Origin of the sequence: Cytobacillus sp. S13-E01, from assembly GCF_029193815.1 — a bacterium.
In the GTDB taxonomy this organism is placed as follows: domain Bacteria; phylum Bacillota; class Bacilli; order Bacillales; family Bacillaceae_L; genus Bacillus_BV.
Map to the genome: position 1 here is coordinate 1 of NZ_JARFVC010000012.1, position 14,055 is coordinate 14,055.

Sequence of the window (14,055 nt, forward strand, 5' to 3'; positions counted from 1 at the left end):
CGTCACCCTTTTCTTTTCCGAATTCCCGATGGATTTGTTCTACAAGATGATGCAGAATAGCCTCGAAAATAGCTGGAGGAAGATCCGAAAGTTTGCGGGACAGTTGAGATATACTTATGTTTTTTAAGCCTAGTTCTTTTTGTAAGTTCTTTTTGTGCTTCACCTTGAATCTAATTTTTTTAAGGCTATCAAGCTGCTTCAGCTGAGCATAAATAAATAGTTTTGTAAAGGTTAGACTATCAAGCTTTTTCACATATTTATCAAGCTTCATCTGATCAACCATTTTTAAAATAACTGTTTCATCCATAGGGTGGATGTATTCCTTAAAAACTGTTTTTATGGTATTCTTGTCCATAGATTTCTCCTTATAATTGGGATTTGGACAGGACAACCTACCTTCCACCTAATTATAAGGTTTTTTTGTATCTATTTGAACTAAAAATTACCAATTATTACAAAAAATTCAATATAAATTTATGTTGAATTAGTCTTGACAAATTGATTTTTATTTAATGCAATGCTAGTGAGGAATTTATAAAATTGTAAGGTTGTGTATAACTTCGTGTCTCTGTCTATCTACGTCTAATACAAAATAAAAAGAGATGCCATGCACCTCTTCATTCTGACTATTTTGCACTCGTAGCTGTTCCACGTTTTTCGTGAAGCTTTAATTTAAATTGTGTTAATAATTGCTCACCTTGAAGCCCTTGATCTACTAAGTCATTAAGGACAATTTCAGCTAAGTCAATTTTATTTTTAATTGTTCCATCAAAGAGAATACTAAGGTGTTCATCCATTTTAGTAATGGATTTTACTTTCCCAAAAATCGATGCGGGATCATTACTCTTTTTCGAAATGGTTACATGTAGATGTACTTCTTCATCATTTTTTTGAAGTGTTTCAAAAAGTTCAAGATACTTTTTATCAATAAAAGCTTCCATCAACCAACGATTTTCACCGTCTTCCTTATTGATGATTAAACCGTCCAACAATGTAATTTCCTCGCGTACCTTAGAAGACTGCTGGTCATGAACGATAGCGAGAGACACTAGCTTAAACGTCTTCAACTCTATGACCTCCCTTTTCCTGTTACTTTTACCAAAAGTATATCATACTTAGACTACCAATCCTATTAAGCGCCAATTGAATAATCTGGTTAATTTCGACATGTTCCGACACTTTCTATGAACATGTCGAAAAGGATTCGACATGTTCATAGAAGGTGTCGAATCTGGAGAGTCCGTAAAGCATTTCGACATGTTCGTGGAAGGTGTCGAAAAATATCTACAAAATCTATAATATTTTTGTTTTTAATGCTGTTTTTATTTGGAAATTAAATTTTGTATAGGAGATAATTTAAATTTCAGTGAGGATTTAGGGGTTAATTTACTGAGATGGCGATTTTACCCACTAGTTAACTTGTTGTAAGATGAGAGTGTACTTATTTTATTGTCGAAAGGAGTAAAATTATGATTAATAATGTCATATTAGTAGGAAGATTGACAAAGGATCCTGAAATTCGCTACACCATGGATGGTCAAGCAGTAGCAAATGTAATACTTGCAGTTGGTAGAAATTTTAAAAACAATGAAGGTGAGACACCAACCGATTTTATTAATTGTACACTTTGGAGAAAGACTGCTGAAAATACAGCGAATTATTGTCGAAAAGGTTCCATTCTTGGGGTGACTGGTAGAATTCAAACCAGACACTATGAAAATGAATCTGGTAAGAAGATTTATATAACAGAAGTCTTAGCGGAGTCTGTAAAATTTATGGGTGGAAAACCACAAGCTCGAGAATTAGTAGAAAACTAAATTAGGTTAAATGGAGGACGAAAGATGAGCGAAGAAGAATTAAGGAGATATGATGAAAGGATTGAAAGTTTAGCAAAAGGCATCGGCAGACACCTCGAAACACTTCAAGGCCAAATATGGGAGCAGTTTGACCACATCGAACATAAAACATCCGAACGCTTCATAAAAATTGATACGATTTTAGAAGGTTATATGAGGAAGAAATATGACTGAAAACTACTACCCACCACTAAGAAGATTCCCTTCCCAAATTAGCCTCGCATTAAAGTCGAAATAAAACAACCTCAATAGATAAAAGTGAATCCTCGCTAGGGTTACCTCATTTTTTGCCAACCACGTTTTTTAGTGGTTGGTTTTTTTTAAGGGTAAGAAAGTATAATTTTTTTACCTGGTATTTGTGTCTAACTTCGATTGTCGCTACCTGACGTGGCGGGTTTTAATCGACGCGGCGATGGGCGGGCGCGCATTGCGCTTTTCTTCCCTAGTTTTGGTGGTGTCTAGCTCTAAGCGCCCTTGTGCTTTTCGTATACTATCAGACTTAATATGTTGATCCTTTTAGACTTTAAACGGCATAATAGATCAAAAATCCTGGCACGAGATACCTTGGTATCGGTGATTTCTAAATGGAGTCAGGTATAAAAAATATAACACCGCAAAAAATAAAAAACGGTAACCAAAAGGGCAATCTGGTGCCCGAAACTCCGCAAGAAATAAAAAACGTTAACCAAAAGGGTAATCTGATGCCCGAAATCTTGAAAAAAATAAAAAACGGTAACCAAAAGGGCAATCTGATGCCCGAAATCTTGAAAAAAATAAAAAACGGTAACCAAAAGGGCAATCTGGTGCCCGAAACTCTGCAAAAAATAAAAAACGGTAACCAAAAGGGCAGTCTGATGCCCGAAATCTTGAAAAAAGTAAAAAACGGTAACCAAAAAGGCAGTCTGATGCCCGAAATCTTGAAAAAAGTAAAAAACGGTAACCAAAAGGGCAGTCTGATGCCCGAAATCTTGAAAAAGTAAAAAACGGTAATCAAAAGGGCAATCTGATGCCCGAAATCTTGAAAAAAATAAAAAACGGTAACCAAAAGGGCAGTCTGATGCCCGAAACTCCGCAAAAAGTAAAAAACGGTAATCAAAAGGACAATCTGATGCCCGAAATCTTGAAAAAAATAGAAAACGGTAATCAAAAGGGCAATCTGATGCCCGAAATCTTGAAAAAAATAAAAAACGGTAACCAAAAGGGCAATCTGATGCCCGAAACTCCGCAAAAAATAGAAAACGGTAACCAAAAGGGCAATCTGATGCCCGAAATCTTGAAAAAAATAAAAAACGGTAACCAAAAGGGCAGTCTGATGCCCGAAATCTTGAAAAAAATAAAAAACGGTAACCAAAAGGGCAGTCTGATGCCCGAAATCTTGAAAAAAGTAAAAAACGGTAATCAAAAGGGCAATCTGATGCCCGAAATCTTGAAAAAAATAAAAAACGGTAACCAAAAGGGCAGTCTGATGCCCGAAATCTTGAAAAAAGTAAAAAACGGTAACCAAAAGGGCAGTCTGATGCCCGAAATCTTGAAAAAAGTAAAAAACGGTAATCAAAAGGGCAATCTGATGCCCGAAATCTCGAAAGAAATAAAAAACGGTTATCAAAAGACGTTTTAATCAACGTTCCTCAATACGGGCGCGCCCTGCGCTTTTCTTAAAAAGATAAGAAATTATGAATGCTAAGGTATCCGTCTCCTGGATGATTAGCTAAACTTAAAAAGAGATAGATGGACCGTCATCTATCCCAACCAATGCTACTTCTTCAACTTCTCTTCAACCAATTGATAAAACCTCTGCCATTGCTCAGACTTAGCCTTATGTTTTTCATCAACAGGAGGTTTCTTTATATTACTTTTTTTCTTAGCCTCTGTCGTTTTTGCCATTGGTTCAACACTCCTTACAGGGGCCAGACCCCCACTGGATTAACGCGTTAACGGACTGGGGTCAGGCCCCACAACGAGCCTCACAACGAAGGCCCCCTTAACGCAACGTAAACAAATCCTTCAAATCGGTGGTTGACAACTCGGTAATCCAGCTCTCACTTTGGATAATTTCGTCATTAAGTGTTTGCTTTTGCTCAAGCATCTCATCAATTTTTTCTTCTAGCGTACCGGTGCTAATAAACTTGTGGACATGAACAAAGCGCTGCTGGCCAATACGGTAAGCGCGGTCTGTTGCTTGGTTTTCAACGGCAGGGTTCCACCATCGATCATAGTGAATAACATGATTTGCTGCAGTCAAATTCAAACCAGTTCCGCCAGCTTTCAACGATAGAATTAAAATGCTGTGTTTACCGTTCTGGAAGTCCTCAATCATCTGATCGCGCTGTGCCTTAGCTATACTACCGTTTAAAAACAGGACTTTTTCACCGAATTCTTTTTCCAGCATACTTTGCATCATTTCACCCATAAAGATATATTGCGTGAAAATTAGACAGCTTTCATTTTGGTCACGAATATCACCAACAAGCTCGCGTAGTTTTTCCATCTTACTAGCGCGAGGTAAAATGTCCTTTGGTGTCGCTTCTTTTAAATACAGTGCAGGATGGTCACAAACCTGTTTCAGCTTACTTAGCATTTTTAAAATAAGGCCTTTACGCTGCATACCGGCAAGCTGTTCAACTTGTTCAAATGTATCCTTTACAAGCTGTTCATATAGTGATGCTTGCTCAACAGTTAATGGACAATACTCTTTTTGCTCCAATTTTTCAGGCAAATTCAGTGCTACCTCTTTATCAAGCTTCGTACGTCTTAGTAAAAATGGACGTATCAGCTTTTGAACCTGCGCAATTTTTTCAGTATCACGATCTTTTTCAATTGGGGCTACATAGCGTTTTTGGAACTGACCTAAGCTACCCAAATAGCCAGCGTTGGTAAAATCATAAATCGACCATAACTCAGTTAAGCGATTTTCCATCGGTGTCCCGGTTAACGCAATGTGGTGGTCACCATTAAGTTTCCGAATTGAGCGAGACTGCTTGGTTTGGGCGTTTTTAATATTTTGCGCCTCATCTAAACAAATCGTACCCCATTCATAGGAGGATAGCTCTTCAAAATCTAGGTGGGACAGTCCATAAGAAGTCAGAACAACATCTGACCCACTCACGACCTCTTTGAAATCCCCACCTTTTCCACGATTTGATCCATAATGCAAATGGACATTAAGTGATGGACCGAATTTCTCAAGTTCCTTTTGCCAGTTTCCAAGCACCGAGGTAGGGCAGATGATCAAGGCTGGTTTTCCACCTTGCTCTTTCACCGTTAAAAAATAGGCGATCATTTGAATTGTTTTTCCGAGTCCCATATCATCGGCTAAACAGGCACCAAATCCAAAGCGTCGTAAAAATAGCAACCATTCCACACCATGCTGCTGATATGGCCGCAGTTCTCCGTTAAAACTGGCAGGCACATCGACTTTCGGTAGTTCAGTAATCTCCGTTAACTGCTTAATCATATTAGTGAGATGACGGTTCAATTGTATTTCAATTTTAGCAAAAGCGCGGGAATCCTCTTCATGTCCGTCACTAGCGGTACTATCAGCTTGAAGGAGTTCCTGTTCTAACACATCACGAAAATGAAGGCCTTCTTTATTAGCTTTTTGTAAAATCGTTTGAACTTGCTTCATAAATGCAGGATCTAGCTTGATCCACTTTCCGCGAATGTTAATCAGTCGGCGTTTTTGATCAACGAGCTGCATGAATTCATCTTCTGATAGTTCAACTCCATTTGTAGAAAATCGCCAATCAAAATTGATAATCGATTTTAGGCCAACAAAGGACCTGCGACCTCCAGTAGTACCAGAGCTTTTAACTTTTGCTTTTACAGCAAGCTGGGCATCCTTAATCGCTTGCCACCACGATGGTAGCTGAATTTCGACACCTGCATTAAGCAAGCGATGGCTATCATCCATTAAAAAGTCCCAGGCTTGGTGCTCGGTAATCTCTTCGACAATTCCGTTTCCATCCTTTAGCCAAGGGACAATTTTACACCACATCTGATGATCTTGCGTAATTCGGTTTGCATATTCCTCCCATTTCGGCGGGATGATACCTTGCCAGATGATTTGATCATCATGATTTTCTTTGTCTCGTAAAATCGTCTCAAGCTTCCAAATCCCACTATCTTCTTCCGGTTCGTCTAAGCGGAGTAAAACCTGGAAGGGCGTAGCGTCCTTTTCATAGCCAACCAATTCTAGCCAGCTAGATTCATCGACAAAAAAATCCGTGTCTATGCTAGTCACAAGCGGAAATGCTTTAACGATGTCATTCCAGGCCTCAAGGAGATGCATATCCTCTTGAATCCAATTATTAAGTGCTGAGCTAAACCACTTTTTCAAAAAATCATTATCAGCTAATTCATCATTCATTTTCCAACCAAATTCACCCTGTCGCCACTGATGAAAATCTGGCATAAAATGACCATTTGTTATAGCCTGATACATTGGTTTCGCAGACGTTTGATAACTCTTAACTGAATCGCTGAGCGTAAACATAATCAAAGAGTTTTCAGGAATACTCGCAAAAAAGTCTAGCGCCATCCAAGGGGAAAGTAGAACGGCATCATGTCTTCCTAATGTAACTTCCTCTAGAAACGTACCGTAAAAAGATGGCTTGTGCCAGGCAAAGGCTCTGTCACGCCAATCATCAATATCAAGCGTTTGATCATCTGGATCCGTACACCAAAAATAAAAACCTTTACCCTCAACCCATTTTGCATCTAGCAGCACCGTACCAACATCAATCAAGGATTTCACCCCCTACCTTTTAATAAAATTTGCAATTGTTAGTTCCTCTTGAAATGCACGTAAACGCTTAGTTTTTAACGCTAGTTTTTCAATATACATATCCCAAGTATCTTCTTGCTTTAATTTACGGTAATAAGAACGCAGTTTTCTTAAATATTTAATGGCACGTTTATAACTAGGACGATTTTTTTGCTTTAGTGCCTTCGAAACAGCCTGATGGTAAAGAGGCAAAAGCACAGAGCGATCTGAGTTTTCAATTGTTTTTAAAATATAGCGATCATGCTCTTCAATCTCATAGCCTACAAGCATTTGCAATTCAACCCAACCACGGTAATTTTCATCTTCAATAAGATGCGTCGTGAATTCGAGATAACTATATGGCATAAGTTTTTTCATCGTTTCTATATAAATCACTTCATCTAAATTTTCGGCATAATCTGAAATTGTATTTAAAAAAGTACGAGCTATATGTCTGCGACTTTCATAGGAATGAAGACCCAGAATATAGGCTTCTATATGTTCATTAGCATATTCTACCCATGGTTTTATACGGTTCCACTCTGATTCACCCGAAAGCTCGCCAATCCACCAAAATGTATAATGGATTGCGGGATTATCGAGCATTTTCAAATAATCAATAGCTAGTTGATCATTTTTTTGTAAAAATGCGTTGTGAGCAAGTGCTAATGCCTTGCCACCTGACCAGCCATTTGCTTTATTATCCTGTAATATAGATTCCTGCTCCTGATCAACCCACTTTTTCCGGTTAAAAATAGAACTCCAAAGTGTACGATAAAGATGAAAACGCTCATATTGGAACAAGGTATTTACAAGCAGGCCATCTCTTATATGCTTTTGCATATCTTCAAGTATGGGCTCGGCTGCAAAGGATAGGGAAATACGTTGTAAATCAATGGCGTCATTTAAAACGCTATCAACCAAATTGTGTATATAAGGTTTTACGGTATAGTCAAATTGATAGGAAGATAGCTTAAGATTTGGTAATAATGAAATGATTTTTTCAATACTTGTAAGTGCAGCTTGAATTGAAAACAGTAGTTTTAGCTCTTTCGATTTAGGAGCCTTTTTACCTAAAGCTTGAAAGTAGCGATGATAAATGCTGGAGATGAAATAATAATCTCCTTCAGAGCGACCAGCAACAAATTGCTCAAATTCTTTATCGAAAAAAGAAAGCCAGCTAGCATAAGATGTATTCTCGTAAGATTTTAATTCACGCGCTTTTATAACCGGGATATCTTCTAGGGTTGGTTTCTTAGTAAGTGGGCCAGATTTCCATCGATCTAAAAACTGCCCAACTCCCCCATCACCAATGCTTGAGTAGACAGAAAAAAACACCGCCATTTGATGTCTACAAAAGTCTCCATAAGAACATGAGCATGTACTCATCTCTAAAATATCCATGTCCAATGTTACATCAGCAGGCATAACATCTTGGACACGTCCGACAATCTCATGATCAACGCTCTTAACGTTGTAAACACTGCCTTGACGATACAACTGTAGGCCTTTTTTAACTACTTTCCGGTCTTCTTCTATATCATTTTTAATAAATGCTTGTAGTTTTTCAGCAAAATGCATGATTTGTTCTTTTGATACTTCATTTTGCAGCATGAACATTCGTCCTCCAAAAATAAACTTTGTGTAAAATATAACATCCTCGGTAATTATCCATCTTAATATTATACCTCAAACACAACAAAAATTGGACGTATAAATGTTTTAGAGGAAAAGTTTAATAGTGACAAGGGTTTGTGCTGCATGCATACATACCCCCATAAGGATGAACACTTTCTCGAAAATTCTATAAACTATCTTATAAAATCTCCAAGTGAGGTGATTTAAACCTTGGGTAGTCATAAATCGCATCATGAAGAAAAAAATAAAATGTCTCAGGATAAATTGAGAGAAATTATGCTTCGAGCGTATATGAAAGGTGAAAACCTTAAAAATATAAACGCCGAAGAGCTTATTGCGGATATTGCTAGGGATATTAGGGGGAAAAATGGGGCTTAAAACTTCGTCAATCTTAATAAAAATCGACTAGGTTAGGGGAAATACATTAATTAGTTGCTTATAATGAATAATTTATTCTATAATAGTAATAAATAAAAAAGATCAGGTGCGGGAAACACCTGATCAACACAACTACATGCCGCAAAGTGAGCGGCTAACCAGTTTTAAGTAAAGGAGTAACCACCTAAAACCTTTGGTCAGGGAAGGCGGTTACTTCTTTTTGCTTGTATGAAGCATAACGACTATTGTTAAAATCCCTATTACAACTAGATGTGAATACAATGCTGTAGAGATTGCTTCGTATACGCTCATATTTTCCCACCTCCCTTCTAAGGGAAGTGGCTAACCGCCCACCTGCTTATGCAGTTGTAGTTTTATATTATCGCCTTTTTAATGAAACAACTAGCAAAAAAAGAAACGTTTGTTCTAAATTTAATACTGTTCCCAAAAAGTCCACTAACTATCAAATAACTTATAAGGCACAAGCCTAATCCTCACACATACTACTTTCGTACTACCCAAATAAGGCTTTTGAGCAATAGCTTAAAAGAACAATGTTTGGGATAATGGTCAACAATAAACTTCTTTTAAAGAAGTTTGCCCCATGATTGGTCAGTGGTGCGCCATTCGACTAGTCTGGGTTTTAATATTGAGCCCCGGGCAATCCTTCTTTCGCAGATATTTAAACTACAGATCAGTCCACTTAGTAATTAAGCTTGATCCCACACTTGAGAGGCAGTAAAAACCCCACCTCAAATCTTTGAGAATGCGAGGTAGTTTAGATGGGGGATCCCACAACTGCCCCTAAAGGTTCGCGCGACGCACAAGACGTGCAAGTAAGGCGTAAGTGCTTTGATCGTGCATGATACTAGCCGTTATAAGTTCAGTTAACAATCAAAAGGGGACCAAGAAGAAAACCCAAACTGATTGAAGGTTCACTTTATTATTGTTATTTTTAACAGATGCCTTTACTATTAATTTAACAGAAAATTACGAAAAGGATGAAGGCGTGTGAATCAAAATATGACGCTTCAACATAGAGAAAACTATTCAAAGCTATACATGACATCCCTCAGTATAATTGGGTGGATTATTATCATAGCCAGCCTTTTTAGATTAGAGGAGCCCAGGGATTTTCTAGTCTTTTTCCTCTTGATTGGATTTCTGGCGGTGTGCGAATATTATCCGATGCCGGTATATAAGGGGTTTACCTCAATCGTATTTCCGTTTGTATATGTTCTTTACATCCTTTTCGGGCTTTCAAATACGATTATTGTGTTTGCTGGTGTTGTCTTAGTTGTTAATATTGTCCAGCGGCGACCTTTTCGAACGATTTGCTTTAACCCAGCACAATACATAATCAGCTTAATAATCGCAGAAAAAACCGTGGCATTCATGGAGCTGTCCTTCCTACAACAATCGACGATCTTAAGTCATATTACAGAATATTTTTTACTGCTTACTCTGTTTTATTTTTTCAATAATGTATTTGTCGATCTCGTACTGCTGATTCGACCACAGCCCTATCGTTTTTCAATATGGAAGCAAAAAACACTAACGGAATTAAGTAGTGGCCTTGTAGCTCTCGTTTATGGTTCATTATTATTTCTATTGGGTAGTCAGAATCGCGGTGATATCGATGTTTTTTCGTACTTTTTCTTTTTTTCACCATTAGTGGGACTTTCTTTGTTGAGTTCTGTAATTGTCCGTCTTAAAAATGAAAAGAAACGACTTGATGCTCTATTTTCAATTACATCTGAGCTAAATCGGATGCTTCCGGCAAAGGAATGGCTTGCGACACTTAAAGATAGTATAAATGATTTTATCAAGGTAGAAGCGAGTATATTGTGGATAAAAGAAGATGGAATCTGGAAAAAAAGAATGGAAGATGGTCCAATTACGAAAAATTTTACATTAACCCAAGCTGAGCTACATTCCTATGAACATATTAAAAACCCACTTATTTTTAACGATCGTAGAAAGACTGCTGAAAAAGCAGGTGATTGTTTTTCGTCGGATATCAAGGCTATCGTCTACACACCCCTTGTGATTGAAAACGAAACTGTTGGTATGTTTGTAGTTGGAAGGAGCAGGGTGAGAAGCTTTGAAGAAAATGATATCAGATCGATCGCAACCCTAGCAAACCAGCTTGCAGCAGTCATAAAAACGAGAATGCTTTTTACCGAAAAAGAAAAACGGATTCTACTTGAGGAGAGAAATCGGATTGCCCGTGACATTCATGATGGGGTTGCCCAAACGATGGCAGGTGCGGTTATGAAGCTTGAAACCGCCCAGCGCAAATATAGAAAGCATCCAGAGGAAGCGATGAACTTAGTGAATGATAGTGTCAATAAGCTTCGTAGCTGCTTGAAAGAAGTGCGTGAATCGATTTATGCTCTCCGCCCCTACCCAACCGAACGAGTCGGGCTCATCCCTGCAATTACAAGAAAAATTGAATCCATAAAGGGCGAATTTCCAGAGGATATTCAGTTTGAAATTAGAGGAGAAGAAATCCAGCTAAGTTCGATGGTTGAAAAAGTGTTGTTCGATACGTGTAGTGAAAGCCTACAAAATTGTATTAAGCATGCAACTGCGACAAGGATTGATATTTTACTAAGCTTTCAAACGGAACATATCTTATTAAAAGTAAAAGATAATGGCAAAGGCTTTTCACTATTTCAAGCGATGATTAAAGCGCAAAACCAACCACATTTCGGAATTTTGCAGATGAATGATGCATCAGACAAAATCAATGCCTCATTGCAAATTGATAGTAAGGAAGGGTCTGGAACAGAGATTACATTGACCGTTCCAAAAATGGGATTAGAAGGAGGGTTTATAGATGATCAAGCTCATGTTAGTGGATGACCATGCGGTATTAAGAGACGGACTGCGAAATATTTTTGAGCTAGAAGATGACATAGTGGTTGTCGGCGAGGCTGTATCAGGTGAGGATGCGTTGGATAAAGTTAAGGTCTGTTTGCCTGATGTGGTGTTAATGGATATAAATATGCCGAATAAAAATGGAGTTGAGGTAACGGGGATTGTTAAGAAACTGTACCCAGGTATCAAGGTTCTTGTTTTAACGATGCACAGTCATGATGAATTCTTTATGGCCGCTATTCGTGAGGGAGCAGATGGGTATTTGTTAAAGGATGCGCCATCAAACCAAGTGGTAGATGCCGTTCGAACAGTGGCGCGAGGTGAATCCGTCATCCATCCTTCGATGACGAAAAAACTCCTCTCGTTTCATCAGCACCAAGAGCACATTCAGGATTCATCCTTGACTGAACGAGAACGAGAGGTACTACTTTGTTTAGTTGAAGGCCTTAGCAACAAAGAAATTGCCGAACGACTGTTCATTAGTGATAAAACCGTGAAAATTCATGTCAGTAAGATTTTTAAAAAATTCGATAAGAAAAGCCGTTCGCAAGTTGTTATATATGCGGTGCAGAATCAACTAGTGCCGATGCCCCCTGCTAATTAAGCGGTGGGGTTTTTTTGTGGCGAAATATACAATGGATAACCCACCCAAAAACAGTCTGATTTTCTAATTAACTGGATATACGAGCGTAAACTAGCGGGATATGTGCAGAAAATCATTATTTATGTTCGGAAACGACTGATTAATGTGTGAAAAACAAGCATTTATGTGCAGAATACACTAATTTATGAGCGGACTACTTATTTAAATAAGACGATCCCCACCTGTCCCAACGCCTACTACTTTTGTAGTAACAATATAGTACCCCAAGCACACCAAGTTTACACCTTATGCAGAATAGTTCGGATGACCGGAGAGTGAGATAATTATAAATAATGAAACTATTCTGTTGGGAGTTGGAAAAATGAAGGGAAAAGTTCTTTTACTATCTTTTGTTTTAGCATTTACTACAATAATTGGTTCGGTCTACCCTGCTTCATCCCCAGAAGCAATCTCACTAAGTGAAACGACAATCATTGACCCAAGCTTACTAGAAATTTTATTTAGTACAACAGAGATCCAAGAAGTGATCGTCACATTTAAGACTGATAATGGTCCAACAAGTGAACATATGAATCTACTTGAAAACGTAGGAATAACAGAGGCAATAGCGTTTAAAAGCTTACCGATGGCTGGAGTACTTGCAACTCCTGAGCAAATTATAAAACTGTCAAATAAGAGTGAAGTATACTCAATTTATTTAAATAAAGCGTTAGCGTACGAAAATGAAGAGGCTACTGACTTAACAGGCGTGGACCTTGTTCGGACAGATGAATCAATGCGAAAATTAAATGGTGGTTTACCTGTTTCCGGGAAGGGAATCGGGGTCGTTATCAATGATAGTGGTATAGACGGATTGCACAAGGATATTGAGTTTGGTGATAACTTAGTGCAAAATGTACTTGGTTCTACAAATCTTCAAGCGATTGATACACTTCTTCCAATTACATATGTGGAAGGTGTAGCATCTACTGATCATTCGTCAGGCCATGGAACACATGTCGCAGGTATTGTTGGTGGGACAGGTGCGATGTCTGGTGGCAAGTATGAAGGAGTAGCACCTGGGGCTAGTTTAATAGGCTATGGATCAGGTGCAGCGATTGCCATGCTAGATACACTTGGCGGCTTTGATTATGCACTGACAAATCAGTATGAATATAACATTCGTGTCATCACAAACTCTTGGGGTGCAACAAGTGGTGCAGGAACTGATTTTGACCCAAATGATCCAATTAATATTGCTACAAAAAAGCTATACGATCGTGGAATTGTAACGGTGTTTTCAGCTGGAAACTCAGGACCTGGTGAATCAACAATCTCAGGCAACTATAAAAAAGCGCCATGGGTAGTAACGGTCGCTGCAGGTGATAAAGAAGGGAAATTAGCTAGTTTTTCATCTCGAGGTGTAAAAGATAAAGGTGGAACAGTTACGGTCGACGGTGTAAATTGGAATTGGGTTGATCGTCCAACTGTAACGTCACCAGGTGTAGACATCATTTCAACAAGAGTCATTTCACCAGTAGCATCGCTTGGTGCCACAAAAGATGTGGAATACATTGATCCAGCCTACCTTCCGTACTACACAACAATGAGCGGGACATCAATGGCAGCACCACATGTGGCAGGTATCATTGCATTAATGCTAGAAGCTAACCCTGCACTTTCACCAAAAGAAGTAAAACAAATCCTCCAAACAACCGCAACTTCTATGACAGGATATGAGTCATGGGAAGTAGGAGCAGGCTATGTAAATGCTTATAAAGCTGTCGATGAAGCGTTTAAAAAAAATAAAAAATAACCAATAAGAAGTGGTTGCTTCTGCTAACGGGGTCCGTTAACAACCGAAAATGACTAACAAATTGTATGTTGATTTGCTAGTCATTTTTTTATTGTTTTTATATATTTTAAGCTGAAATTCGGTAAGCGTCGCTGCTTAA

At 38.3% G+C, this 14,055-nt stretch carries 13 protein-coding genes; 8 read left to right on the top strand and 5 right to left on the bottom strand.

The annotated features are described in order from the left end of the window. Together PY093_RS09840 and PY093_RS09845 are read right to left on the bottom strand one after the other, a co-directional pair. Positions 1–355: DUF4372 domain-containing protein (locus PY093_RS09840; RefSeq protein WP_275645723.1), on the bottom strand; the 355-nt coding region annotated here is incomplete at its 3' end. Between the two features lie 271 nt (positions 356–626). Continuing rightward, positions 627–1,067, bottom strand: coding sequence for a YwpF-like family protein (locus PY093_RS09845; RefSeq protein WP_275645724.1), 441 nt, complete (start codon positions 1,065–1,067; stop codon positions 627–629). A gap of 402 nt (positions 1,068–1,469) precedes the next feature. On the opposite strand from PY093_RS09845, the gene ssb reads away from it, so the two are divergent. The 4 genes from ssb to PY093_RS09865 all read left to right on the top strand — a co-directional run bounded on the left by ssb (position 1,470) and on the right by PY093_RS09865 (position 3,474). Then, positions 1,470–1,817, top strand: a complete 348-nt coding sequence (gene ssb, locus PY093_RS09850) for a single-stranded DNA-binding protein (RefSeq protein ID WP_275645725.1) — start codon at positions 1,470–1,472, stop codon at positions 1,815–1,817. Between the two features lie 24 nt (positions 1,818–1,841). Continuing rightward, positions 1,842–2,030: a hypothetical protein gene (locus PY093_RS09855; protein WP_275645726.1), complete on the top strand. Its 189-nt coding sequence runs from the start codon at positions 1,842–1,844 to the stop codon at positions 2,028–2,030. A 410-nt stretch (positions 2,031–2,440) separates the two neighbouring features. Continuing rightward, the gene (locus PY093_RS09860) at positions 2,441–2,836 is read left to right on the top strand and encodes a hypothetical protein (RefSeq protein ID WP_275645727.1); all 396 of its coding nucleotides are present in this window, start codon (positions 2,441–2,443) and stop codon (positions 2,834–2,836) included. Between the two features lie 26 nt (positions 2,837–2,862). Then, a complete protein-coding gene (locus PY093_RS09865) occupies positions 2,863–3,474 on the top strand; it encodes a hypothetical protein (RefSeq protein WP_275645728.1) in 612 nt (203 codons plus the stop codon). Positions 3,475–3,611: 137 nt separating this feature from the next. On the opposite strand, the gene PY093_RS09870 is transcribed toward PY093_RS09865, so the two are convergent. From PY093_RS09870 to PY093_RS09880, 3 genes are all read right to left on the bottom strand, one after another. Beyond that, positions 3,612–3,740 (bottom strand): hypothetical protein, encoded by a 129-nt coding sequence (locus PY093_RS09870; RefSeq protein WP_275645729.1) that lies wholly within the window; start codon positions 3,738–3,740, stop codon positions 3,612–3,614. A gap of 97 nt (positions 3,741–3,837) precedes the next feature. Then, positions 3,838–6,600, bottom strand: a complete 2,763-nt coding sequence (locus PY093_RS09875; RefSeq protein ID WP_275645730.1) for a DEAD/DEAH box helicase — start codon at positions 6,598–6,600, stop codon at positions 3,838–3,840. A gap of 12 nt (positions 6,601–6,612) precedes the next feature. Continuing rightward, positions 6,613–8,232, bottom strand: coding sequence for an SWIM zinc finger family protein (locus PY093_RS09880; RefSeq protein WP_275645731.1), 1,620 nt, complete (start codon positions 8,230–8,232; stop codon positions 6,613–6,615). A 234-nt stretch (positions 8,233–8,466) separates the two neighbouring features. Here PY093_RS09880 and PY093_RS09885 point away from each other — a divergent pair, with 234 nt between their 5' ends. The 4 genes from PY093_RS09885 to PY093_RS09900 all read left to right on the top strand — a co-directional run bounded on the left by PY093_RS09885 (position 8,467) and on the right by PY093_RS09900 (position 13,916). Next, positions 8,467–8,634 (top strand): YwzD family small protein, encoded by a 168-nt coding sequence (locus PY093_RS09885; protein ID WP_275645732.1) that lies wholly within the window; start codon positions 8,467–8,469, stop codon positions 8,632–8,634. A gap of 1,011 nt (positions 8,635–9,645) precedes the next feature. Next, entirely contained in the window at positions 9,646–11,502 is a 1,857-nt protein-coding gene (locus PY093_RS09890; RefSeq protein WP_275645733.1) for a GAF domain-containing sensor histidine kinase, read from the top strand. Then, positions 11,477–12,121 (top strand): response regulator, encoded by a 645-nt coding sequence (locus tag PY093_RS09895; protein ID WP_275645734.1) that lies wholly within the window; start codon positions 11,477–11,479, stop codon positions 12,119–12,121. Before PY093_RS09890 ends, PY093_RS09895 begins: the two co-directional genes overlap by 26 nt. A gap of 361 nt (positions 12,122–12,482) precedes the next feature. Continuing rightward, positions 12,483–13,916 (top strand): S8 family serine peptidase, encoded by a 1,434-nt coding sequence (locus PY093_RS09900; protein ID WP_275645735.1) that lies wholly within the window; start codon positions 12,483–12,485, stop codon positions 13,914–13,916. The last annotated feature ends 139 nt before the right edge of the window (positions 13,917–14,055 follow it).

Bases quoted from the DNA above. Each gene is read 5' to 3' on its own strand.
- PY093_RS09895 (WP_275645734.1), top strand. From the start codon at position 11,477: ATGATCAAGCTCATGTTAGTGGATGACCATGCGGTATTAAGAGACGGA.
- PY093_RS09880 (WP_275645731.1), bottom strand. From the start codon at position 8,232: ATGCTGCAAAATGAAGTATCAAAAGAACAAATCATGCATTTTGCTGAA.
- PY093_RS09855 (WP_275645726.1), top strand. From the start codon at position 1,842: ATGAGCGAAGAAGAATTAAGGAGATATGATGAAAGGATTGAAAGTTTA.
- ssb (WP_275645725.1), top strand. From the start codon at position 1,470: ATGATTAATAATGTCATATTAGTAGGAAGATTGACAAAGGATCCTGAA.
- PY093_RS09865 (WP_275645728.1), top strand. From the start codon at position 2,863: ATGCCCGAAATCTTGAAAAAAATAAAAAACGGTAACCAAAAGGGCAGT.
- PY093_RS09860 (WP_275645727.1), top strand. From the start codon at position 2,441: ATGGAGTCAGGTATAAAAAATATAACACCGCAAAAAATAAAAAACGGT.
- PY093_RS09870 (WP_275645729.1), bottom strand. From the start codon at position 3,740: ATGGCAAAAACGACAGAGGCTAAGAAAAAAAGTAATATAAAGAAACCT.
- PY093_RS09900 (WP_275645735.1), top strand. From the start codon at position 12,483: ATGAAGGGAAAAGTTCTTTTACTATCTTTTGTTTTAGCATTTACTACA.